Annotated in this window: 19 protein-coding genes; 16 read left to right on the forward strand and 3 right to left on the reverse strand. The window is 63.4% G+C overall.

Going from position 1 to position 22311, the window contains the following annotated elements; genetic code table 11:
* The first annotated feature begins 3 nt into the window (after positions 1-3).
* The 8 genes from BUS42_RS31325 (at position 4) to BUS42_RS31360 (ending at position 7501) form a co-directional block, all read left to right on the forward strand.
* Positions 4-1437 (forward strand): efflux RND transporter periplasmic adaptor subunit, encoded by a 1434-nt coding sequence (locus BUS42_RS31325; protein WP_074313642.1) that lies wholly within the window; start codon positions 4-6, stop codon positions 1435-1437.
* 72 nt (positions 1438-1509) lie between these two features.
* Positions 1510-1965: a hypothetical protein gene (locus BUS42_RS31330; RefSeq protein WP_074313644.1), complete on the forward strand. Its 456-nt coding sequence runs from the start codon at positions 1510-1512 to the stop codon at positions 1963-1965.
* A gap of 391 nt (positions 1966-2356) precedes the next feature.
* Positions 2357-2599: a hypothetical protein gene (locus BUS42_RS31335; protein WP_074313647.1), complete on the forward strand. Its 243-nt coding sequence runs from the start codon at positions 2357-2359 to the stop codon at positions 2597-2599.
* Between the two features lie 558 nt (positions 2600-3157).
* Positions 3158-3508: a YdeI/OmpD-associated family protein gene (locus BUS42_RS45585; RefSeq protein ID WP_254053910.1), complete on the forward strand. Its 351-nt coding sequence runs from the start codon at positions 3158-3160 to the stop codon at positions 3506-3508.
* Positions 3509-4064: 556 nt separating this feature from the next.
* Entirely contained in the window at positions 4065-5792 is a 1728-nt protein-coding gene (locus BUS42_RS45590; protein WP_254053911.1) for a sigma-70 family RNA polymerase sigma factor, read from the forward strand.
* Between the two features lie 78 nt (positions 5793-5870).
* Positions 5871-6257 carry an NAD-binding protein gene (locus tag BUS42_RS31350; RefSeq protein WP_074313653.1) on the forward strand — a complete coding sequence of 129 codons (387 nt, stop codon included), beginning with the start codon at positions 5871-5873 and terminating at the stop codon, positions 6255-6257.
* Positions 6254-6583, forward strand: a complete 330-nt coding sequence (locus BUS42_RS31355) for an MFS transporter (protein WP_074313656.1) — start codon at positions 6254-6256, stop codon at positions 6581-6583. Before BUS42_RS31350 ends, BUS42_RS31355 begins: the two co-directional genes overlap by 4 nt.
* 6 nt (positions 6584-6589) lie before the next feature.
* Complete coding sequence (locus BUS42_RS31360) at positions 6590-7501, forward strand: MFS transporter (protein WP_159452318.1); 912 nt, start codon at positions 6590-6592, stop codon at positions 7499-7501.
* Between the two features lie 196 nt (positions 7502-7697).
* Here the strand turns inward: BUS42_RS31360 and BUS42_RS46755 are convergent, their stop codons facing one another.
* Together BUS42_RS46755 and BUS42_RS31370 are read right to left on the reverse strand one after the other, a co-directional pair.
* Positions 7698-7988: an ankyrin repeat domain-containing protein gene (locus BUS42_RS46755; RefSeq protein WP_083670847.1), complete on the reverse strand. Its 291-nt coding sequence runs from the start codon at positions 7986-7988 to the stop codon at positions 7698-7700.
* Between the two features lie 228 nt (positions 7989-8216).
* Positions 8217-9698, reverse strand: a complete 1482-nt coding sequence (locus BUS42_RS31370) for a protein adenylyltransferase SelO (RefSeq protein WP_074313660.1) — start codon at positions 9696-9698, stop codon at positions 8217-8219.
* Positions 9699-10032: 334 nt separating this feature from the next.
* Between BUS42_RS31370 and BUS42_RS31380 the strand changes: the two genes are divergently transcribed.
* The 5 genes from BUS42_RS31380 to BUS42_RS31400 all read left to right on the forward strand — a co-directional run bounded on the left by BUS42_RS31380 (position 10033) and on the right by BUS42_RS31400 (position 17264).
* Entirely contained in the window at positions 10033-11610 is a 1578-nt protein-coding gene (locus BUS42_RS31380; protein WP_074313664.1) for an ABC-F family ATP-binding cassette domain-containing protein, read from the forward strand.
* Positions 11611-11880: 270 nt separating this feature from the next.
* Complete coding sequence (locus tag BUS42_RS31385; protein WP_083671110.1) at positions 11881-13584, forward strand: sigma-70 family RNA polymerase sigma factor; 1704 nt, start codon at positions 11881-11883, stop codon at positions 13582-13584.
* Between the two features lie 533 nt (positions 13585-14117).
* Positions 14118-14951 carry a hypothetical protein gene (locus tag BUS42_RS31390; RefSeq protein ID WP_074313668.1) on the forward strand — a complete coding sequence of 278 codons (834 nt, stop codon included), beginning with the start codon at positions 14118-14120 and terminating at the stop codon, positions 14949-14951.
* A 78-nt stretch (positions 14952-15029) separates the two neighbouring features.
* The gene (locus BUS42_RS31395) at positions 15030-16175 is read left to right on the forward strand and encodes an ISAs1 family transposase (protein WP_074304534.1); all 1146 of its coding nucleotides are present in this window, start codon (positions 15030-15032) and stop codon (positions 16173-16175) included.
* Between the two features lie 27 nt (positions 16176-16202).
* Positions 16203-17264, forward strand: a complete 1062-nt coding sequence (locus BUS42_RS31400; RefSeq protein ID WP_159452319.1) for a M48 family metallopeptidase — start codon at positions 16203-16205, stop codon at positions 17262-17264.
* Positions 17265-17603: 339 nt separating this feature from the next.
* Here BUS42_RS31400 and BUS42_RS31405 read toward each other — a convergent pair whose 3' ends face one another.
* The gene (locus tag BUS42_RS31405) at positions 17604-18074 is read right to left on the reverse strand and encodes a hypothetical protein (protein WP_074313672.1); all 471 of its coding nucleotides are present in this window, start codon (positions 18072-18074) and stop codon (positions 17604-17606) included.
* Between the two features lie 679 nt (positions 18075-18753).
* Here BUS42_RS31405 and BUS42_RS31410 point away from each other — a divergent pair.
* The 3 genes from BUS42_RS31410 to BUS42_RS42200 all read left to right on the forward strand — a co-directional run bounded on the left by BUS42_RS31410 (position 18754) and on the right by BUS42_RS42200 (position 22273).
* Entirely contained in the window at positions 18754-20784 is a 2031-nt protein-coding gene (locus tag BUS42_RS31410) for a M13 family metallopeptidase (RefSeq protein ID WP_074313674.1), read from the forward strand.
* Between the two features lie 252 nt (positions 20785-21036).
* Positions 21037-21213: a hypothetical protein gene (locus tag BUS42_RS43905; RefSeq protein ID WP_159452320.1), complete on the forward strand. Its 177-nt coding sequence runs from the start codon at positions 21037-21039 to the stop codon at positions 21211-21213.
* A gap of 67 nt (positions 21214-21280) precedes the next feature.
* Positions 21281-22273: a peroxiredoxin family protein gene (locus tag BUS42_RS42200; protein ID WP_083670850.1), complete on the forward strand. Its 993-nt coding sequence runs from the start codon at positions 21281-21283 to the stop codon at positions 22271-22273.
* The last annotated feature ends 38 nt before the right edge of the window (positions 22274-22311 follow it).

The following is a 22311-nucleotide window of genomic DNA, read 5'->3' on the forward strand; positions in this document are numbered from 1 at the left end:
CCGATGAAACGGATCCTGTACCTCAGCGTCGCGGGTCACCGGAATTGGCTCGTGGCGGTCGGTCTCCTCTCACTGGTTGTGGCGGCGGGGGTCGGCCACGACCGTCGCAGACGGGTCGACGCTTCCCCGAAATCGAAGCCGGTTCCGGCCAAGGTGATGGTGGACGCGGTCCGGCCGCGACGAGCGAGTCTGCACCGCAACATCGAGCAACCGGGGCAGATCGAAGCGTTCGAGCGGACTGCCCTGTACTCCAAGATCCCGGGCTTCGTTGAGCGCTATCACTTCGACATCGGCGACCGCGTCCGGAAGGGCCAGCTCCTGGCAGAGCTCTCAGTGCCGGAAGTGGTTGAGGAACTTCACCAGAAGGAGGCGGCCGTCATCGAGGGCGAGGTCTTGATCGTGCAAGCCCAAGCGATGCTGCGGGTGGCCGAAGCCAAGGTCACACAGTCTGACGCCACCCTCCGCTTGTCCGAGGCGAGTCGACTCAAGGCCGAGGCGACCAAGAGCTGGTGGAAGTTGGAGCACAATCGGGTCTCACGGTTGTTGGGACGCGGCGCCTCGTCACAGGCGGAGATGGAACAGACCGACGAGAAGTTCAAGACGGCGGACGCTGCCGTCTCCGAGTCGGTCGCGGGCGTGGCCCTGGCGAAGGCCGGACTCGTCGAGAGCAAGGCCCAACGCGACAAGGCGGCCGCGGACGTCCGTGTCGCCGAGGCGCGATTGCGTGTGGCTCGCGCGGACCGCGATCGAGCGGCGGCGATCCTGGGCTATGCCCGGATCGAAGCCCCCTACGACGGCGTGCTGACCCGCCGCGGCGTGGACACCGGCACGTACGTCCAGCCGCCGGCTGGCAATGCGACCGGCGCCGCACCCCTGTTCGAGATCGCGCGAACCGACCAGGTGCGGATTTTCGTGGACGTGCCCGAGGCCGATGCCGCACTCGTCAAAGCTGGCGGACCGGCCCGGGTCCTGGTGCAGGCGCTGGGGGACCGCGACTTTTCTGGGCGCGTGACCCGCTCGAGCTGGCTCCTGGAGGACCGGACGCGCACCCTGCGGACCGAGATCGATTTGCCCAACACGGACGGGATCCTCCGGCCGGGCATGTATGCCACCGCCCGCATTCCGGTCTCACGCCCGGAAACGCTGACGGTGCCGACCTCGTCAGTCTTCCTGCAAGACGACCAGGCGTGGGTCGTTCGCCTCATGGGCAACATGGCGGTCAGGACACCCGTCCGACTGGGGCTTCGTGACCGACAAAGAGTGGAGGTGTTACGCAAGCAGAGGCACTCGGTCGACCAGAGCGCACCCGCCGAGTGGGAGGACTTCACCGACACCGACCTGGTCGTCCGGGACAACCCGTCCACGCTGGTCGACGGGCAGGAGATCGCCGTCCGACCCGAGAGTACGTCAGTCGCGTCCCTGACCCCAGATCCCTGAGGGGGGGCAAGTTCCCGATTCACGGGTAGCTTGACGGCGTGCATCGAATATTCATAATTTAAGGAAAATGTCATGAGGAAGCAACGCGATTCATCAAATGGAGCGGGGCTGCGCGAATGCGCCTGCAATGCTCTCGCTCGGCTCCGATCGCGCCGGCCCGTCGAGGCCCATCCCCTCGGTACCGGGCGGCCGAGGACCCTTCTGGAATTCCGCATCAACCGGCGCATGAGGATGGTCCACCGGGCGTTGGATCAGATTCAGGAACTCAATCCGAAGGGGACGACGCGGGACGACCTCCCCGAGGAGGTGTGGGACTCCCTCGCCGGGCGCGGCGAGCGAGCGCTCCTCGACATCGTCGACGCTGAGGTGCGGTTCTGGGCCGCAATCCTCACGCACAACCCGTTGATCCTACTCGGTGAAGGCGAGGCGGTCTGGGTCGGCAGGGTCGTCCGCCTCGCGCATATCATCAGGAACAGCGCGGATCGTCGGCGAGAGGAACTGGCGTTCTTGCGTGATCGGTTCTCGTGAGGCACCCTGACCTGCCACCGGGGAGGGGAGGATGATGCGACGGCGGGACGGATGGACCCCGTGAGCCCCGGGTTGAAGGACGGGGTTGTGGTCGGCCTGCTCGGTATCGACCTCGGCTGTCGGAAGCGCAATCGCCTCAACGGAGTCGTCCGAAAAATCTCCGCGGAGGCGTACGACGTTGTCGTGGCACAGAACTACGGCAACTGTTCCCGCTCTATCCACTCGCGCAACACCTGTTTCGTCGGTGGAGCGGCGGCGGAGCAAGGTTTTGACGAGTCGAGCGTTATGGATTTCCGTGTGCTGCACTTGCGGCCCAGCGTTCACCGTGGGAGCATGCTCGCCCTCGGACTCGGGATGGTTCCGAGGCTCAAAGTACCATCGAGGACGACTCATGAGACGCGCTGCCTTCTGCCTCCTCGGCACAGTCTGCGGCTATGCTTTTTCGGCCGGAGCAGGATACGCAGTGGTCAATCGGGTTTCGCCGAACTCGCACGATCGGTCGGTCGAGGCCGCGATGACCGGCGCCTTCGTTTCGGGACCCGTCGGTGCGATCGTCGGTGGCGTCGCCGGCTTCCTCCTCGGGGGACGAATACGCCGCGGCGTTAGGCGGGCACCAGGCGTCCCCCGGGCCTAGCCGGCGCGGAAGTCCCTACTTTCGCCTGCCTGCGACCAGCTCCGCCTTGATTTCACTCGCTCGACTGATCCGAGCGATCGGCCTGGATCGAACGCTCAAACACCTCCAATTGCTCTCGGGAGCCTATTGGTAGTCCACATCGACCAGATCATCGAGGCCGACGCCGACACGGTAAGGCCGCTGGACCGCCTCCTTCAGGTCGCCCAATCGCTCGGTCAATTCCTCCCGCTGATGGAGGGCTAACGTAATCTGGGAGATGCCAGGTTCGTCCGTGTGGGTGCGATTCGTAGCTTGTCTGGCGTTTTTTTCGGCTGAAAGGAACTTATGATTCCCATTTACTTCGAAACGCCCGCGGACTTCAGGACCTGGCTTGAGCAGAACCACTCCAAGGCCGAAGTTCTGTTGGTGGGCTTCTACAAGAAGGGAACTGGTCAACCGAGCATGACATGGCCCGAGTCAGTCGATGAGGCCTTGTGCTTCGGCTGGATCGACGGCGTCCGAAACAGCGTCGATGCTGACCGTTACACGATCCGATTTACTCCGCGTAGGACCAGAAGCGTGTGGAGCAGCGTGAACGTCGGCCGGGTTCAGGCCCTACTCGATCAAGGGCGGATGCAGCCCGCCGGAGTCGCCGCGTTTGAAATCCGGAAAGAGAACCGCTCAGGTATTTATTCCCACGAGCAGCGGAGTGTCGAACTACCGGAGCCGTATCACGGAGTCCTTCGTGGAAACACAACCGCCTGGGAGTTCTTCCAGAAACAGCCCGCGTCCTACCGGAAGGCGGTCAGTTGGTGGGTTGTGAGCGCCAAGCAGGAGAAAACCCGCCTGACACGGATGGAAAAGCTGGTGGCATGCTCGGCGAATGCGGAGCGATTACCGCAGTTCACATCGAATAAGCCGCTGGGTTGACACTTTTAGTAAAACGAGAAGACTGATATTGTTGTTGGTTGATGGTATGTGGATTAGTATAGTTTTAATGGAAATTGAAACGTGAAATAGTGCTGTGGTTGTAAAGCGTAAATTGAGGCGTTGGGACGCCCCGCTACCACGTTGTCGGCCGAATCCGGCAAGCCCGAACGGCGCGAGTCGGACTCTATCCGCGACGACAGTCTGTCACGCTTGCCAAACCTCTGCTGAGATACCGGGGCGCGTGAACCCATTGGAGATTGCCCTCGACTTCAGAGCACCCGGGCCGACGCCCGCCCCGCTCACATCGTCAACGGGACGATGGACCATGACTGAACCTGAATGCTTGATCGGCACCGAATCCGCGTCGATCCTGATCGCCGTCGAAAACCTTTCAACGCCTGACGTCCCAATCTCCCGGCTCCGTCGGAAGGACACGAAGGGTCTTCGACCCTGGATTTCCCAGATCAACCAAAAAAGACGGAATAGTCAGGCCCCCTTGTTACATTCACTCTCGGTCAATCTCACGGCGGTCCCCAAGTTTGCGGGAACGAATCCGATGGCGAAAGAACGACGAGGCAAGTCCCTGGGTCAGCTCCACACGCTCTTCAACGTGGGGACGGTCGGAGGGCTGTCGGACGGGCAGTTGCTGGAGTGGTACACGAGCCGGGGCGGCGAGGCGGCCGAACTGGCTTTCTCGGCACTGGTGGAGCGTCACGGCCCCATGGTGCTCCGCGTCTGCCGGTCGCTGGTCCGGGACGAGCACGAGGCTCAAGACGCCTTCCAGGCAACATTCCTGGTCCTGGTGCGCCGGGCCGGCAGCCTCTGGGTGCGCGACTCGCTGGGGCCCTGGCTCCACGAGGTGGCCTGCCGCGTGGCCTCGTGTGCGCGCTCGGCCGCGGCCAGGCGCCGTCGGATCGAACGTCGAGCGGCCGAGTCGGCTGTGGCGTCTCATGTCGTTAGCGAGGTCGGCAGCGACCTGAGGTCGATCCTCCACGAGGAGATCGGCCGGTTGCCGGAGCCCTACCGGGCCGCGATCGTGCTCTGCGGCCTCGAGGGCCTGACCCATGACCAAGCGGCCCGGAAACTTGGCTGGCCGCTCGGGACGCTTCAGAGCCGGCTGGCTCGGGGCCGGCAACGGCTTCGCGGACGGCTGGCCCGCCGCGGTTTCGCCCTCCTGGCCGGGCCCCTCGGCGCGGTCCTGGCTCGCGAGGCGGCCGCCGCCTCGTCCTTGCCGTACGCACTCGTCGAACAGGCGACCCGGGCCGCAGTCGCCCCGGCGCTCGCGATCGGGAAAGGTGCAAGCGCCGGGGTGGTCTCGGCGGCGGCGATCGAACTAATGGAAGGAGCTTTGAAGACAATGTCGCTCATCCGTTTCAAGAAGATCGGGTTGTTCACGCTTCTCCTTGGAATCGCCACGGCCTGCGCGGGCGTGGCAGCCCGCCAGCCCGTGCGCGAACCCAGTCCCACCGTGCCTGGCGAGCAGACGAGGGTCACGTTGCCGGCCCACGTCGTCGAACCCCCCGACATGATCCACATCGAGGTCCACGAGGCGCTTTCCGGCCAGCCGATCACTGGCGAGCGCCTGGTCCGTCCCGACGGCACGGTCTCGCTCGGCTTCTACGGCGATCTCTTCGTCGCCGGGCTGACCACGATGGAGATCAAGACGAAGGTCATCCGCCACCTCCAAAAGTACCTCAGCGACGAGCAGCTCGGCCTGATCGTGCCCGACCCCGATCGCGCCGGTAAGTTCAAGGTCGTGCCCGCGATCGACTCGGTGCGGGTCTACGTGGAAGTGACGAGCTACAACAGCAAGATGTACTATGTGATGGGTGAAGTCGCCGAGCCGGGCCGGATGTACATCACCGGCAATGACACCGTTCTCGACGCAATCAACTATGCTGGCGGCCTGCTGCCGACCGCCACTCGTCAAGACATCCGCCTGGTCCGTCCGCCGGGATCCGGCAGCACGGAGCGACAGATCTTTCGAGTCGACTACCCGGCCATCGTCTACAAGGGGGACCCGTCGACGAACTACCAGCTCCTTCCGGGCGACCGCCTGATCGTTCTCCGTGACGAAAACCTCGAGGCGGCCCACGAGGCGCCGGCGTTCGACCAGGACGTTCCTCCCGCTTCAAGGCCGGAATCCTCCCTTGGAAAAAATAAGCCGGATCCTGCCTCGGCCGAACTCCAGGCCCTGACGCGACGGCTCGATCAGCTCGAGCGGAAGCTCGACCGCCTGATCGAACATCCGGGAGGATCGTCCAGCCCGCCACCAACCCGCTGAAGGAGGGCCACGACCTCAGGGTCAGGCAATTCAGTGCGGAGGTCTGGGAGCTTCAGAGATGGCCTCAGCACCTTCTTGATGTCCCTGGTCACTGGCAACGGTCGCGGTTGCGGTCGACCCTGCGGCCGCCTGAACCGGGCGGCGCTCGCCGAGAGGTTGGCCTTCGCTGAGGCGGTCGGGCTCCGGCCTGCGGCCACGCTCGAGGTGTTCAAAGAGAGCATGGCCTACTCTCGCGCGATGGACGTGAAGGGGCGGAAGATGATCGAGAAGGACTTCACCGTGCAGGCGAGGCTCTCTCAGCATCTCAAGGACGTCCTCCTGATGCTCGACGCTGCGTCCGACGCGGGACTGTCGCTGCCGCTCTCCGAGACTCATCGCCGGCTGATGAAGCGAGCCGAGGCCGAGGGATGGGGCGACCTCGACAACAGCGCGATCATCGACGTCTACAGGAGTGCGAGGCCATGAGCGGGGCGCTCCTCTCTCCCAGGGCACGCGTGGCGGTCCTGGCGGCCGCGTTCGTGGGCCTTGACTTCGACGGCGTCGAGCTCGGGCTCATGCCGGTCGCCTCGCTCTCCGTCTCGAAGGGGCTGCTCGGCGAGTCGTTCACGCCCACGCTCGGCGGCGATTGGTTCGCGCGTTTCACCGCGGCCCTCATGTTCGGCGCGGCGGTGGGTGGGATCGCGTTAGGCCACCTGGGCGATCGCATCGGCCGCACGCGGGCCATGGGGGTGAGCATCCTCCGCGACTCGCTGTTCGCCGCCCTCGGCGCATGGGCGGAAACGCAGGAATAAATGCTCGTGCTCCGATTCATCGTCGGGCTAGGCGCAGGGGGGATGTGGTCCAATGGCGTCGCCCTGGTCACCGAGTGCTGGCCGGTCGCCTCGAGGTCCTTCGTCTCGGGCGTGACGTCGGCCGGGCTGAACGTGGGCATCCTCATGCTCTCGCAACTGGCGCGGATCTGGCCGATTACCTCCGACTCCTGGAAGTGGGTCTTCAATCTCTCCGGCGCGCCCGCGGTCCTCGGCGTCCTCGTGCTCGTCGCCTTGCCGGAATCCCCGAAATGGCTGGCGGCGCGAGGCGAACCGGGACGTCGGCCGCCGCGACTTCGGGAGCTCTTTCGGCCCGACCTCTTCCGCATCACGCTCGCGGGCGTCGTCCTCCGCGCGATCCCGATGATCGGGGCGTGGGCCGCCAGCAAGTGGATGATCCCTTGGGCGGACAAGGTGGCCGGCTCGGCGAACACGCAATACAAGGCCGAGACCCAGGGCTGGTGGGTCCTCGACGCCACCCTGGGATGCTTCGCCGGCGCGCAGCTCGCGAGTCGCCTGGGGAGACGCCGGAGCTACGTCCTGATCAGCGTAGGCTCGGCGGCCATGACGTTCGCGATATTCCAACTCACCGCGCCACTGCGTCCGTCGTTCCATCTCGTGGTCTTCGCGCAGGGGTTCGTCGCGATCCTATTCTTCGGCTGGCTGGCCCTGTACCTGCCGGAACTCTTCCCCACCCGAGTGCGCGCCACGGGCGTCGGCCTGGCGTACAATTCGGGTCGCTTCGCCACCGGCGTCGGCGTGGTGCTGGCCGGGATGCTGTTCACCGCCCTCGGCGGCGACTACGCCCGCGTCGGAGCCCTGTGCGCTCTGATCTACGGCATCGGCATCCCCTTCATCTGGTGGGCGCAGGAGACCGCGAACGAGAGTCTGAAAGCCTGACCAGATCCTACGTAGCCCAGGCGTTTCAGTGGGGAGGTTCGAGCCTCAGTCGCCGGGGTATTTTCTTGCTATGTTTCTAGAAGTCAGCAAAATAAAATTGTGTGGATGGTTTTGCCGGGTTCCCTGCTTGAACCGGTTGAAATGCCTGGCCACCAACTTCTCCCTGGTGACTGGCAAGAATCGCGACGAAACGCCATTACGGAGTTTGGCCTATGCGGTGCACCACCTCGGGTATCCCGGGATATGACTTGACGCTGTCCGGGACTAGTTGGACGGGTGTACGGCCTTGGTTGTCGCAAGTCGTTGGATCGGCGCCGAGTTCGAGTAGCGTCATGGCTGAGTCCGCATAAGTGCACTCCATTGCCACGTGAAGCGGTGTGTAACCGAGATGATCCTGAGCGTTAGGCTTCGCACCGAGGTCGGCGAAGCCGGTGGCCAGGCATCTAACAGAGGGTGAAATGGGAGGTTTGGGTGATTTGTTGAAAATTTCGCGACTGGACGCTCATTTTTGCTGAAGCTTCTGGATCCCCAATCGGACTGCATGGCTTTTTCCGCCAGGTCCGGACCTCCTTTAGGCATGACTTTCCGGCTCTCGGCAATCTGGGGTATGGTGAGCTATTCCGCCATGAGGTCGCGGTGTTGATACTTGTCGACGTGGTACTGTGCCTTTCGGCCCCTACTTTCCTCCATCGCTCATGTCGAATCGGCGGCGGGACTACGTCCCGCAGAACGTGCGGTAGCCGTTCTCCTCGTGGGGCGGCTCCCGGTATTCGGCCAGCTCTTGCCTCGCTTCGTAAGGGGATGCCAACACCTCAAGCAGCCGGTGCAGCACCGACAGGTCGTCGCGCTTCTCGGCGGCTGAAAGCGCTTCCTCCACCCGATGGTTCCTCGGGATGACTGCCGGGTTAACGGACCTCATCAGGTCGTAGGAGAAGCCGTTCGGCAGGATGTCCCGCCCGAGCCGGTTCTGCCACTGGTCGTGCCAGGCTTGAAAGTCAGGCTCCCGATACCGGTCAACGGCGGGCAAACCCTCCGACGACAGGTCGCGGAACGTGTTGGTGAAGTCGGCCCGGGACTTCTGCATCCAGTCGAGTAGGGCTTGGATCAGCTCGACGTCACCGGCCTCATCCGTCCGGAGCCCCAGCTTTTTCCGCATGCCGGCGAGCCAGTACCGCTCGAACACGGCGGGGAAGTTTTCCAGCACCTCCGTGGCGACCGCAACCGCCTTCTCCGGCGCTGGATCGAGCAGCGGCAAGAGGGTCTCGGCGAATCGGGCCAGGTTCCACTGCACGATGTTGGGCTGGTTGCCATAGGCGTACCGGCCGCCATGGTCGATCGAGCTGAATACCGTCCCAGGGTCGTAGGCGTTCATGAACGCACACGGGCCGTAGTCGATCGTCTCCCCGGAGATCGCCACGTTATCGGTATTCATGACCCCGTGGATGAACCCGACGAGTTGCCACCGCGCGACGAGTGAGGCCTGGCGGTCCGTGACGGCACGGAGGAACTCCAAGTACTTTCCCGGGGCATCGATCAGTTCCGCGTCATGGCGGGCGATGGCGTAGTCGGCAAGCGCTCGCAGGGTCGCTTCGTCACGGCGGGTCGCGTACTCGAACGTGCCGACCCGGATGTGGCTCGCGGCCACGCGGGTCAGTACCGCTCCCCGGCGGATCGACTCCCGGTACACCGGCTCGCCGGTGGTGACGACCGCGAGGCTCCGCGTGGTCGGGATTCCCAGCGCGGCCATGGCTTCGCTGATGATGTATTCGCGGAGCATCGGCCCGAGGGCGGCCCGGCCATCGCCGCCGCGAGAGAACCGCGTCCGCCCTGATCCCTTCAACTGGATGTCCTCGAGTCGCCCGGACGGCGTCCGGTGCTCGCCCAGCAAGATCGCTCGACCATCGCCGAGCATCGTGAAACCGCCGTACTGGTGCCCGGCGTAGGCTTGTGCGATCGGTTGCGAACCGATCGGCAAGGCTTGGCCTGCGAAGAGAGCAGCGGCGGCCTCCGGCGGGATGGCTTCGAGATCGAGGCCGAGTTTGTCCGCGAGGCTGTGGTTCAGGATCGTCACCTGCGGTTCCCGCACCGCAACCGGGTTTGTCGGGATGAAGAGCACGTCCGGCAGTCGAGCGTAAGTGTTGTCGAACCGCCAGCCTACCGAGTCAGGATCCGCACCCGTTGCGGTTGAAGCGACCATCCCGTTCCTCCAGCGATGTGCTCAAAAATCCCATTATACCCGTCGGGACAGGGAGAAGGCTCAGTTCCTCGCCACTCCGCACCTCGGTTTCACCGACCTCGACTGAGTCGACGCCTCGGCGGGCAAACGACCGAGGGCTGATCAGTCGGTCGCTCCGCATTTGTGGAGCCGATTTGGCGTCGCGCGGGTTACGCCGTCGGGGCGCGAACCAACTCTCCAGGCCGGGTGTCATGTTCAGGTTCATGTCCTCGATCCAGGAGACAGTCATGAAGCGAACGAAGTTGCCCGCTGACACCGTCACGTCATTCGCCCCGTCACCGGAGACTTCGCCATTATGGCTGCTTCCATCAACCTGTCCGATCTCTCGTGGTCCACTCCCGATGGCCGGTCACTCTTCACTAGCCTCAGCCTGAGTTTCGGACCGGCTCAGACGGGGCTCGTCGGCCGGAACGGGGTGGGGAAGACGACGCTTCTCAAGTTGATTTCCAGCGAGCTGCGCCCCCGGTCGGGGAAGGTGTCCGTCAGCGGTAGCCTGGCCGTGCTGCGCCAGACCGTACAGGTGGGCACGAACGAAACGGTCGCCGACCTCTTCGGCGCGCGCGACGCGTTGGCCCTCCTCCACCGTGCCGAAGTCGGCGAAGCCACCGACGAAGACCTGGCCGATGCCGATTGGACGCTGGAAACTCGCATCAGTTCCGCCCTCGATCGCATCGGGCTGGACACACGGCCCGAAACGCTTCTGGCTACGCTGTCGGGCGGCCAGCGCATGCGGGCCGGTCTGGCCGCCCTCATCTTTGCAGAGCCTGACTTCTTTTTGTTGGACGAGCCGACCAATAACCTCGACCGCGAAGGCCGGAGGGCGGTCATCGACTTGCTCGCCAACTGGCGGTCCGGGGCGGTCGTCGTCAGCCACGACCGGGAGCTGCTCGACACCATGGACGCCATCGTCGAGCTGACCTCGCTCGGTGCCACGAGGTATGGCGGCAATTGGAGTCGATACCGCGAACTCAAAGCGGTGGATCTCGAAGCGGCGCGGCGGGACCTGGCGGATGCCGAAAAGCGTGTCGCCGAGGTCGCCCGCGGCGCTCAGGCGACGGTGGAGCGGCAGGCACGAAGGACCGGCGCGGGCCAGCGGAAGGGGGCGAAGGGCGGCGCACCGCGCATCTTGCTTGGCGGCCGGAAGGACCGGGGCGAAACCACGACCGGCGAGAACGCCCGCCTGGCCGAACGCCGGCGGGACCAGGCCCTCGAAGCCGCCGCCTCGGCACGCGAGCGCATCGAAGTCCTCCAACCGCTCACCGTCAAGCTCGCGCCGACGCACCTGGCGGCCAACAAGACGGTGCTCAAGGTCGACGACGCGACGGTCGGTTACGAGCCGGACCGGCCAATCCTCCGCGACCTGTCCTTCAGCATCATTGGGCCGGAGCGTCTCGCCGTGACCGGGCCGAACGGTACCGGGAAGACGACCTTGCTGGCCCTGGTCAGCGGACCGTTAAGCCCCTGGACCGGAACGGTCCAGAGGATGACCGACTTCGCCATGCTCGACCAGCAGGTGAGCCTGCTCGATCCGTCGACCTCGATCCGTGACAACTTCCGGCGCATCAACCCGGAGGCGGACGAGTCCGCCTGCCGGGCCGCGCTCGCCCGGTTCATGTTCCGGGCCGACGCGGCGTTACAGGTCGTGTCCACCCTCAGCGGCGGACAGTTGCTCCGAGCCGGCCTGGCCTGCGTGTTGGGTGGCCCGGCGCCGCCCCCGTTTTTGATCCTCGACGAGCCGACGAACCACCTCGACATCGACTCGATCGAGGCGGTCGAAGCCGGGTTGCGCGCCTACGACGGGGCGCTGATGGTCGTCAGCCACGATCCGACGTTCTTGGAAGCCATCGGGATCTCACGCAGGCTCGAACTGTAATCCCCGCCTCCAACGCCGAAAGCCCCAAAGGCAAGCCTCACGGCCGACGGAAACTGCACCGGGGAGTTCACGGGTCGCCATGGCTCAGGTGTCGCAGGTTACCTCTTGGAGTGCAGTCGCCCTGGAGACATGGTACATCGCGCGATGTTACGAATGTACTCGACCACGAGAGAGCCGCTCATGTTGGGAAAAAGTTGGAACGACTGCTCGCTCTCCCGACGTTAATTATGGGTCAGACGGAAGATCCTCGACTCTTGTGAGCTTATGCCTGTGGCCACACGGCGAAAAAACTCGGTCCTCGGGCCGCTCCGCTCGCTATTCAACGTGGGCACGATCGGGGACATGACCGACGGCCAGCTCCTGGAGCGGTTCGCGATCGGCGGAGAGGCGGGCGAACTCGCCTTTGCCGCCTTGGTCGAGCGGCACGGGGCGGTCGTGCTCCAGATTTGCCGGGCGATACTGCGTGACGAGCACGAGGCCGAGGACGCCTTTCAGGCGACCTTCTTGGTGCTCGTTCGCAAGGCCGGCTCGCTCTGGGTGCGGGACTCGTTGGGTCCCTGGCTCCATCAGGTGGCCTACCGCGCCGCCCGGTGCTCCCGTTCCGCCATCGTCCGACGAACGGCCCGGGAGCGGCGGACGGTTGAGGTGATCGCGGCTCGACGCGACCCAGGATGCGCCGATGACGGCGAGGAGCTCCGGGCGGCGATCCACGAAGAAATCGAGCGGATGCCGGAGCGTTACCGCGTCCTGGTCCTGCTCTGCGACCTCGAAGGCCGCACCCACGAGCAGGCCGCGCGGCATCTGGGCTGCCCGGTGGGCACGGTCAAGAGTCGATTGTCCCGGGGCCGCACACGTCTCAGAGACCGGTTGATCCGTCGTGGCCTCATCGTGCCGGCCGGAAGCTTCGTCGCCGGAATCCTTCCGCGGACCAGTCGGGCGATACCGCCCGTTTCCTGGTCCGATGCGACGACTCGGGCGGCGATTCAGATCGCGGCCGGTCAGCCGCTCACCAGCGTGATTTCCCCGACAGTGCTCGCGGTGATGAAACACGTTTCAAGGGGATCCTTCATGAACAGCTTGAAGGGGGCCGTGCTGGCCGCCGTGACGTTCGGAGCGCTTGCCGCCGGGGCCGTCGGACTGGCATGGGCCGGGCTCGGAGAACCGACAGGCGATCCGCAGGACCCGTCGCGTCCCAGCGTGGCGCTCCCGGCCGCGGGTGGGGAAAAGCCGCGACTCGAGGAGCCGAAGGTTCGGGACACCGCAGACATTCGCGGCTCGTGGGAAGTGGTCTACGTGACCGGTACGGTGGTTTCCGGCAACCGTGAAGGTTACACGATGCCAGGTCAGATCGTCCTCGTCACGGACAAGACGATCAACTTGCCAACCCTGACCGGCAACTCGGAAGCCCCGATAAAATCCCTCGACGCCCTGTCCTACACGCTGGAACCGGGGCGGAAGGAGGCCGACGAGCAGGTCGAGTCGGCCGAGGAAAAGTTCAAGGGGTTCCGGCTCGCGTTGTCCCGGATGGAGCAACTCGTGCGCAAGAAGCGGCTTCCCGAGAGCTCGTTGATCATGCCCAAGAAGCAGGTCGACCATGCGGAGGCGGTGTTGCGGAACACCGAGAGGAGGCGCGACGAACGGCAAGCAGAAACGACGGCCCAAGAATCCCAGATCGACATCGAAGCCGCCCCTGGGGGAGGAACGGTGTGGCGGGGCATCTACCGGCTCAAGGGCGGTATCCTGACGATCTGCTACGACTCCGGTGGAGGGCGGCCCGAAACGTTCGCTGGCAATAAACCATCCGAACGCCTCATTATCCTGATCCAGCGTCCGGCGATGATTGGCGTGACCCTGAGGGACAGGGAGCTCACACTCCCCGCTCGCCGTTCAGGCGAACGAAATCTGCCCCGAGGTCAGCGCCCGCTCGCCTCCCAGGCGAGCGGGGAACGTGAGCTCCCTGTCTTCCTGAAGTGAGGGCGAAGTGCGAGCGAAACGCCCGCTCCACAGGGTATGGGGCTGTCAAGGGCCGTCAGTTGGCCAGGCAGCTCCGTTGGGAGGCCTGGGAGATCCAGTGAAATGGAGCTCCGTCGCCACCCGTGATGAATTCATCAGGTTTCCCCTCTTACCCTCTGTAAGAGCCTGGTCACCAACATCCGCCGGTCTCCGACGCAGAAGTCCCCAGAAGCCTTGAGGGGGACAGGGCGTGAGGACAGAGACTGGGCACGGCGCCCGGATCAGACATTTCATCCCTTCGGAAACAAGGTCATCTGCGCCACGGCGATCAAGATCTGGCGGATGGTGAACCCGGAGGCGGATCATGGTTTCGGTCACCTTGGCCGATCGAGGCGATGCCCGATCAACTGAGCATGCGGTGATCGCACGCGACAGCATTTGCCTCCGATCGTTATGTCCTTGAATGGACTCCTCGATCTTACTACCATTCGTAGTTCGTGTTAGAGCTCCCGAGTCCAAGTGCGACGGTCCCCTTCGAACGGCAGGAATGATCGATGAGCGAAACGCGGCAAGACTTCTCGAAAGTTGGATTTGTGAAGACAATTGTCTTGCCCGGCGCGCTCATCTTCTTGATACCTGTGATTTCGTTGTGCTTTTTTCTTCACGCTGAGCGCCGCTTCGACGCCGAGGCGCGAGAGGCGGTCTTGCCCCAAATCCACGCGGACGCGCGATTATCGGCCGAGCAGCGGGAGCGAGCGATTGCGCTCTTCACCGAACATCCCTTCTCGGAATTGGTCGCGGATGAGCGATTCGCCGCGGGGCTCGATCCGACGGCACGCTTCCAGTTCGCGACGTTCCGTTGGCTGATTCGGCTGTCCGCATTCTCAATCGCCACCGGCGTTGCGGTGCTCGTACTCGCTGGCTTCTGCGTCTTGATCTCACGCCGATCCCAGCGGGCTCAATACCTGAGCCTGTCGGTCGGCTGGCAGGTCCTGCGAGTCTACGGAGCGCTGCAAACGATCATCCAGGGTGTCATGGTCCTGGCGCTCTCGTATTGGGTCACGGCCCTGTGGATGCACGTCTATTCCGTGAAGCTCATCGTGGTAGCCGGGGTGCTGGCCGTCGTCGGCGCCTTCGCCGTAATTGTCGCGATTTTCAAGCGGCCCAGGACCGACACCGCCGTCGAGGGGCGGGTCCTCGATCGTGCGGGGTCCCCCCGGCTCTGGGACGAACTGGGCGCCATTTGCGCCAAAGTCGGCACGGCCGAACCCGACCAGGTCATCGTGGGCGTCGACGACAATTTCTTCGTCACCGAGATGCCAAGGCCAGCGCGCATAGCTGTACGGTTTAGGCGGTCTAGCGCGAGAGGATTCAACTCGATATCCTGAGATACGGTTTTCGTGATCGCCTGCCTCGACACTTGGCGCGTGGAGGTTGGACACGGACCGAACTCAGGATCTCGTCTCATGGCCAAGTTTGTCGACGTGGCTTCGATCGGTTCCTACTTCGAATCGCTCTCCGATCCCCGTCATACACGCAATCGCAAGCACTTGCTGGTCGATATCGCCGTCATTGCGGTCTGCGCCGTCATCTGTGGCTGCGATGGACCCACCGCCATCCATCGATGGGCCAAGAACCGAGAATCCTGGCTGGCCCTGCATCTCACTCTGCCCAACGGCATCCCCTCCCGGGACTGCATCCGACGCTTGCTCATGACGCTCAAGCCCGAAGCGTTTCAACGCGTCTTTCAAGCCTGGATCTGTGAGGCGATTCCGGTCGACGTCAACAATCCCCACCGTCTCGTCGCCATCGACGGCAAGGCTTGTCGCGGGTCGCACGACAAGGCCAAAGGCCTCGGCAATCTCCACATTGTCAGCGCCTGGGCCAGCGAGGAGGGCATCGCACTGGGCCAGGTCGCCACCGACGCCAAGTCCAACGAGATCACGGCGATACCGCAACTCCTCAACCAGATCGACCTCGCCGGTACGCTCATTACGATCGACGCGATGGGCTGCCAGAAAGAGATCGTCAAGCAGATCGTCACTGGCAAGGGCGACTGCGTGATCGCCGTCAAAGACAACCAGCCGAAGCTTGCAGCAGCGATCCAGTCGTTCTTTTCCGACCACATGGAACGCGACCTGGAAGACCTCCGGTATCAATATCACGAGACCCGCGATGACGGGCACGGCCGCATCGACGAACGGGCCTATCTTCTGGCCAAGGTGCCCAGTGATTTCGCCCCGGGGAAAGAGTGGCCGTGGGTCAAAGCGATCGGCTATTCGGTGCGAGTCACGCGGCATGCCGACGGTACGGAGTCGGAGGAGATGCGTTACTATCTGAGCACTTGCGATCTCAGTGGCAAGCGGTTCGGCGAAGCGGTGCGCGGACACTGGGGCATCGAGTCGATGCATTGGGTCCTGGATGTCAACTTTCGCGAGGACGAGCACCGCACTCGCGAGCGAACTTTGGGGAACAATTTGAGCTGGCTTCGGCGGTTCGCCGTGACGCTCCTGAAGCGTCATCCCGACAAGGATAGTCTTCGCGGCAAGATGATGTCCTGTATGATCAATACGGACTATCTTACACAAGTTCTTTCATTGCAGCCACTTTGATATGCGCTGGCCTTGACCGAGATGCCGGTGAATGTCGACGAGACCACCTGTCGAGGGAGGACGCTCTATGTCAGTCTGTCGCTGCTGAAGCAGATGGATGGCGCGGAGGCGGACGCCGTCCTGGCGCACGAGATGGCGCACTTCAGCGGGAATGACACACTGTACTCCAAGAAGATCTCACCACTGCTCAGCCGTTTTGGAACCTACTTGCAGGCGCTGTATGGAAACCCTATCACGCGTCCCGTCTACTATTTCATGCATTGCTTCCGGTCCCTGTTCGAATTGTCGCTGAGCGAACACGCGCGACAGCGCGAGTTTCGCGCGGATCGGATCGCGGCGGAGACGACGTCGCCGCGCGATTTCGCCGGCGCGCTCCTGCGGATCTCGGCCTACTCGGACTTTCGGGGCAAGATCCAGCAGGATCTCTTCGAGAAGGAGTGCGTGCTGGAGACCGCCAACATCTCGGCACAGATTGAACAAGGTTTCCACTCGCACGCCATGTCCTTCGCCGCGAAACCAGACCTCGGGGGTCTCGAGACGTCGCATCCGTTCGACTCTCACCCGCCGCTTGCCCGGCGACTGGAAGCCGTTGGGATCCCGCTCACACCGCAGGATGCGCAAACGCTCGTGTCCACCCAGGGTGACGGCCGCTGGTATCAGTCGATCGATGAGGCCGAACAGATCGAGCGTCGACAGTGGGAGCAGTTCGAGGAGAGATTCCGCACCTTCCACGAGGAGACGCTTGCCTATCGGTTTTTGCCGGAGACCGACGAAGAACGCACGATCGTCGTCAAGTCGTTTCCCGGACTCACGATCGAGGGCAAGAAAGGCATGCTGGTCCTCGACTGCGAGATGGTCCGGTACACCGCATGGCCCGACAATATCCTATATTCTGAGATTGCAAATTGTTTGCTTAACGATGGCACGCTACAGATCCACTATGTCCGGAGCGGGAAACAGAAGGCGAGCATTCCGATGAAGACGTTCGCCAAGCGCCAACAGGAGGCACTCCAGACCATCAATCATTACTATGCCCGCTACTTGAACGCCGTGGCGTACCAGAAGCAGAAGCAAGCTGAAAAATCGTGATATTTCTAGGTGTTGCTGTAATATGAGGAATCCAGGATTTGAGCCCGCCTTTCCTCCTAGACGCCCTGACGTCGCCGTTCCCGATTGCGAATGCTCAATCTCACCTCCGGTGTGCTGGCCGTTTCGCGCCCCCAAACCGGATCGGGGCCGTCAACTTGGCCAGGCACCTCAGTCGGCAGGCCTGGGAGACCCAGTGAAATTAGTGCTCAGTCGCCGCCCGTGATGAATTCGCCAGATTTTACCTCTCGCCCGCTTTGGGAGTCTGGCCCCCAACATCCACCCGACTTGGCCCCCGTCACTCTCAGCCTGAGCCGTTGGTTGTCCGGGCTCGGCGCAAGGTCATTCGTCATCGTCACCGAATCGCCGCTTGAGCCATTCGCGGAGGTGATCCCTTCCGCCCGGACTGCCTTGAAAGGGGAGATCCTCCCGGAACTCGGCGCAGATGAAGCAACGCTCCACCTCGTGTCCCTCGTAGTGGGCGAAGCGAGTGAGCGTGACCATGAGCATGTCGATTAAACTCGACGCGGGCGATCCGGTCGGATCTCCAAGGTGTTGCAAGTGCCAGCAGTAATGGCGTACCTCCATTGCTATCGGGCCGCACCCGGAGCGGATCTCGGCGAACAACTGCCGGCCGAGTGACCGGAGCCGCGCCAGCTTCTCTTCACGGGCGGTTGCTACGTATCTCAATTCCGCAAGGATCGGCTCGAACGGCTCGACGGCACGCCAAGGGTCGGTCGTATTTGCCAGGACCGTCTTGCGAGCGACTGCCAGTCGGCGTCCAAATTCGTCGGACGGTTGTCGCCAGTCCATCGATCCGCTCCTGCTGTTTGACGAGCGTTGCGTAGATGGGGGGCGGCCCGACCAGGACGATGGCAGCAACCACGCCAGTCGATCGCCCCGGACGGAGCCAATAAAAATATCCTCGCATCCGCTCCCCGCCCCGTGCCAGTGGTTCGGGTGAGGAAGCGACGACGCCGCGAGTTTTGACGTCCCCGTCCCCGTTTCCTTCCCCCGTGCCGTGGCTGGGGGGACGATCGATAGGTCTCGAGTGGCCTTGACGACCCCGGACAGGAACCCGCCGCGACGCACCGCAGCGGACGGCATCTGTCGGTCTGGACTCGCTCGGAAAAGCGAATCGGAGCGACCACTCGCTCCGCTCGGCCGGGCACTCCGGCCCGATCCCAGGGTGCCAAGTCGCGTTGAAGTCCTTGCGACTGGCGGGTCCGATGTGCAGAATCTTGTCCGAATCGTCGCTCCGCGAGCACGACGGCCCCAGATCGACTCAGGGCCGTTTCAAGGCCATGATGGCTTCGGTGAGATCTTTCACAGCAGGACCCCTGCCCCGCAACTCACCGTTGAAGGGATCTGGCTCGAAAGAAAACGCCAAGCTTTCTATTGAAGGGTGCATGCTGAGTGGCGAGACAAACCTGGGGCTCCACGCCATCCGCCGGCGCGGGCCTCGACCCTTCGCATCCCGGAGACGCATCGGATGAGACGACTGACCTGGGCCGCCCTCGCGCTGGCTTCGATCGCGACACCCCTGCCCCTGCCCCTGAATGCCGCCGACGCTACCAAGTCGGGGATCGACAAGAGTTTCGTCGACAAGTCCGCCCGCCCGCAGGACGACCTGTATCGCCACGTTAACGGCGTCTGGCTCGACACCGCGAAGATCCCGGCCGACCGGCCGCAGGACGGCGCGTTCTACAAGCTCCGCGACCAGGCCGAGGCCGACCTCCGCGTCCTGATCGAAGCCGCCGCCAAGGGCGAGGGAGAGCAAACCCCCGAGGCCAAGAAGGTCGGCGACCTGTTCGCCAGCTTCATGGACGAGGAGGCGGTCAACTCCCTGGGTGCCACGCCGATCGCCGAGGACCTGGCCAAGGTCAAGGCCATTGCCGACAAGCCAGGGCTGGTCAAGGCCCTGGCCGAGTTCGGCAAGGCGGGCGTCACCGGCCTGTTCTCGGCGGGGGTCAACACCGACGCCAAGCAGTCCGACCGCTACATCATCTACCTGGGCCAGAGCGGCATCGGCCTGCCCGACGAGTCGTATTACCGCGACCCCAAGTTCCAGGAGAAGCGTGACGCCTACGTTCTCCACATCGCCCGGATGCTCAAGCTGGCCGGCCTGCCTGACCCCGACGGCTCGGCGAAGACGATCATGGCGCTGGAGACCCGCCTGGCCAAGAGCCACTGGGACCGCGTCAAGAGCCGCGACGACACGCTCACCTACAACAAGAAGGACCGCAAAGGCCTGGTCGAGCTGACCCCGGGCTTCGACTGGCCTTCGTTCTTCGACGGCATCGGGGCGAAGGGTGTTGAGGAGGTCGTGGTCGCCCAGCCCGACTACTTCACCGCGTTCGCCAAGGGCCTGGACGAGGTCCCGCTCGCCGACTGGAAGACCTGGCTCGCCTGGCACGTGGTACGTCACTACGCCCCGATGCTGGGCCAGCCGTTCGTCGACGAGAGCTTCGACTTCTACGGCAAGACCCTGACCGGCACGACCGAGAACCGCCCTCGCTGGAAACGCGGAGTGGCGGCCGTCGAAGGGATGCTCGGCGAGGCGATCGGCAAGATCTACGTCGCCAAGCATTTCCCCCCCGCCGCCAAGGCGCGGATGAAGCAGCTCGTCGCCAACCTGATCGAGGCGTACCGCCGCAACTTCGAGTCGCTCGACTGGATGGGCCCTGAGACCAAGAAGAAGGCGCTCGAGAAGCTCGCAAAGTTCACCCCCAAGATCGGCTACCCCGACGAGTGGCGCGACTATTCCAACCTGGAGATCCGCCACGACGACCTGATCGGCAACGTCCGTCGCTCGGCCGCGTTCGAGACGGCGCGCGAGCTAGCGAAACTCGCGAAGCCGGTCGACCGCAACGAGTGGTTCATGACCCCGCAGACGGTCAATGCCTACTACAACCCGGGCATGAACGAGATCGTCTTCCCGGCGGCGATCCTCCGCCCGCCCTTCTTCGACATGGACGCCGACGACGCGGTCAACTACGGCGGCATCGGCGCCGTGATCGGCCACGAGGTCGGCCATGGGTTCGACGACCAGGGGTCGAAGTACGATGGCGACGGTAACCTCAACGACTGGTGGACCGACGCCGATCGCGCCGAGTTCGACAAGCGTGCCAAGCTTTTAATCGAGCAGTACAACGCCTTCGAACCCGCCCAGTTGCCCGGCCAGCATGTCAACGGCGCGCTCACGATCGGCGAGAACATCGGCGACCTCGGTGGCCTGACCATCGCCTCCAAGGCGTATCGGATTGCCCTGGACGGCAAGCCCTCCCCCACCTTGGACGGCCTGACCGGCTCCCAGCGTCTGTTCGTCGGCTGGGCGCAGGTCTGGCGTTCGAAGACCCGCGACGCCGAGTTGATCCGCCGCCTGGCCGTCGACCCGCACTCGCCGACCGAGTTCCGCTGCAACGGCGTGATCCGGAACATGCCCGAGTTCTACGAGGCGTTTGGCGTCAAGGAGGGGGATAAGCTCTATCTCCCTCCCGACCGCCGCGTCCGGATCTGGTGAGCCAACTCGTTCTCCGGTCGCCCGGGATGGACCAGGTTCCATCCCGGGCGAGCGACCTGGTTGTAGATTGGCTATTGGGTATTTGTTATTGTTGTTGATGGTTGCATGGTATGGGGATAATAGCAGGGTTGGTGCCAAACTCGATGGGAGTTCGAGGCAGAATCTGATTATACCCAGCTTTTGCGAGCTGCGCTAAAATTGACGAGTGTCCCTTTTTCCGCTCCGCTGATGGCTGCAGAGGGAATAATTTCGATGAGTGTTGCTGTGAACATTTTTGTGACTTTGCTGCCCATTCTACTGCCGCTTTGCGAGCTTGGACAAGCCAAGGACGGCAACTCGACAAAGGATCCGCTGGGCCCAAGTGACCAACTTGCGGCGATTATTGAAACCTGTCAGAAGGCCCGTGAGGAAATTCTTCAAGGCGTCTGACACTGCAAGAGATCAAGACGAGAAAAAAAATGCATTCAGCCGCTATCAGGCCGGAACCTACGAGCGGATGAGGGGCGTCCTGGAGTTGGCCAAGGCCCATCCCCGAAATCCCGTGGCCGGCGAGGCGCTCCGATTTATCGCCTCGACCGAACGTCTCCTGGGCTCGGAACCTAAGATCGATTCACCATCATCCTTGGCCCCGGCGCTGGAGCTGCTGTGTCGCGACCATGCGCGCGACCCCGGTATGAGGAAAGTCTGCTCAAGCCTAAGTAGCTATACTTATATCGAAAGTGTAGAACGGCTGATGCGAGTGGTCTTTGATCAGAGCCCCAACCGCAACGAACAGGGCTTGGCCTGCTATGCCTTGGCCACCTTGGTGGGTCGCCAGTCGCATGATATTCGCTGGTTGCGCGAAAGGCCCGAAGGAGATATGTCCTATAAGGACTTGGAGGATGAATGGGGCAAGGATGTGATGATGAGTTTTCTTAAGAAAGACCCTGACTCGCTTGAAGCCGAGGCCTGCGCCCTGTTGGAACGCGTTTCCTCCTCATTCGGGACGGTGAGCAGTCCGTTCGACGGGGATCGGAGGACTCTGGGCGACATCGCCAGTGGGGAGTTGTTCGCGCGGCGTAACTTGGCGATCGGCAAGGTCGCGCCGGAGGTCGAGGGGCGCGACCACGTTGGCAAAGTGTTCAAGTTGAGCGACTACCGCGGGAAGGTGGTTCTGCTCTCATTCTCTGGAAATTGGTGCGGTCCGTGCCGGTCGATGTACCCTGAGGAGCGGGACCTGGTCCAACGCCTGAAGGACAAGCCATTCGCGTTATTGAGCGTCAACACCGACGAGGATCTCGAGTCGTTGCGAACGTCGGTCGAGTCGGGCGAAATCAGCTGGCGTTGCTGGTGGGACGGTGGCAAGGGGCCGATCACCACCCGGTGGGGGATCATGAACTTCCCCACTCTCTTCCTCCTCGATCGCGACGGCGTTATCCGTGCGAAGCCCGTACCCCGGTTACAGGCTTTGGGCCAGGCGGTGGAAGCATTGCTTGAGCCTGCCAAGTGAGCGGCGAACTGGCCAACCTCGAGCACTTGCGCCCTCTC

Origin of the sequence: Singulisphaera sp. GP187 (assembly GCF_900129635.1) — a bacterium.
GTDB lineage: Bacteria > Planctomycetota > Planctomycetia > Isosphaerales > Isosphaeraceae > Singulisphaera.

Excerpts from the sequence above, each read along its gene's own strand:
- BUS42_RS31325 (WP_074313642.1), top strand. The coding sequence starts at position 4 with ATGAAACGGATCCTGTACCTCAGCGTCGCGGGTCACCGGAATTGGCTC.
- BUS42_RS31330 (WP_074313644.1), top strand. The coding sequence starts at position 1,510 with ATGAGGAAGCAACGCGATTCATCAAATGGAGCGGGGCTGCGCGAATGC.
- BUS42_RS31335 (WP_074313647.1), top strand. The coding sequence starts at position 2,357 with ATGAGACGCGCTGCCTTCTGCCTCCTCGGCACAGTCTGCGGCTATGCT.
- BUS42_RS45590 (WP_254053911.1), top strand. The coding sequence starts at position 4,065 with ATGGCGAAAGAACGACGAGGCAAGTCCCTGGGTCAGCTCCACACGCTC.
- BUS42_RS31350 (WP_074313653.1), top strand. The coding sequence starts at position 5,871 with ATGTCCCTGGTCACTGGCAACGGTCGCGGTTGCGGTCGACCCTGCGGC.
- BUS42_RS31355 (WP_074313656.1), top strand. The coding sequence starts at position 6,254 with ATGAGCGGGGCGCTCCTCTCTCCCAGGGCACGCGTGGCGGTCCTGGCG.
- BUS42_RS31370 (WP_074313660.1), bottom strand. The coding sequence starts at position 9,698 with ATGGTCGCTTCAACCGCAACGGGTGCGGATCCTGACTCGGTAGGCTGG.
- BUS42_RS31380 (WP_074313664.1), top strand. The coding sequence starts at position 10,033 with ATGGCTGCTTCCATCAACCTGTCCGATCTCTCGTGGTCCACTCCCGAT.
- BUS42_RS31390 (WP_074313668.1), top strand. The coding sequence starts at position 14,118 with ATGAGCGAAACGCGGCAAGACTTCTCGAAAGTTGGATTTGTGAAGACA.
- BUS42_RS31395 (WP_074304534.1), top strand. The coding sequence starts at position 15,030 with ATGGCCAAGTTTGTCGACGTGGCTTCGATCGGTTCCTACTTCGAATCG.
- BUS42_RS31405 (WP_074313672.1), bottom strand. The coding sequence starts at position 18,074 with ATGGACTGGCGACAACCGTCCGACGAATTTGGACGCCGACTGGCAGTC.
- BUS42_RS31410 (WP_074313674.1), top strand. The coding sequence starts at position 18,754 with ATGAGACGACTGACCTGGGCCGCCCTCGCGCTGGCTTCGATCGCGACA.
- BUS42_RS43905 (WP_159452320.1), top strand. The coding sequence starts at position 21,037 with ATGAGTGTTGCTGTGAACATTTTTGTGACTTTGCTGCCCATTCTACTG.
- BUS42_RS42200 (WP_083670850.1), top strand. The coding sequence starts at position 21,281 with ATGAGGGGCGTCCTGGAGTTGGCCAAGGCCCATCCCCGAAATCCCGTG.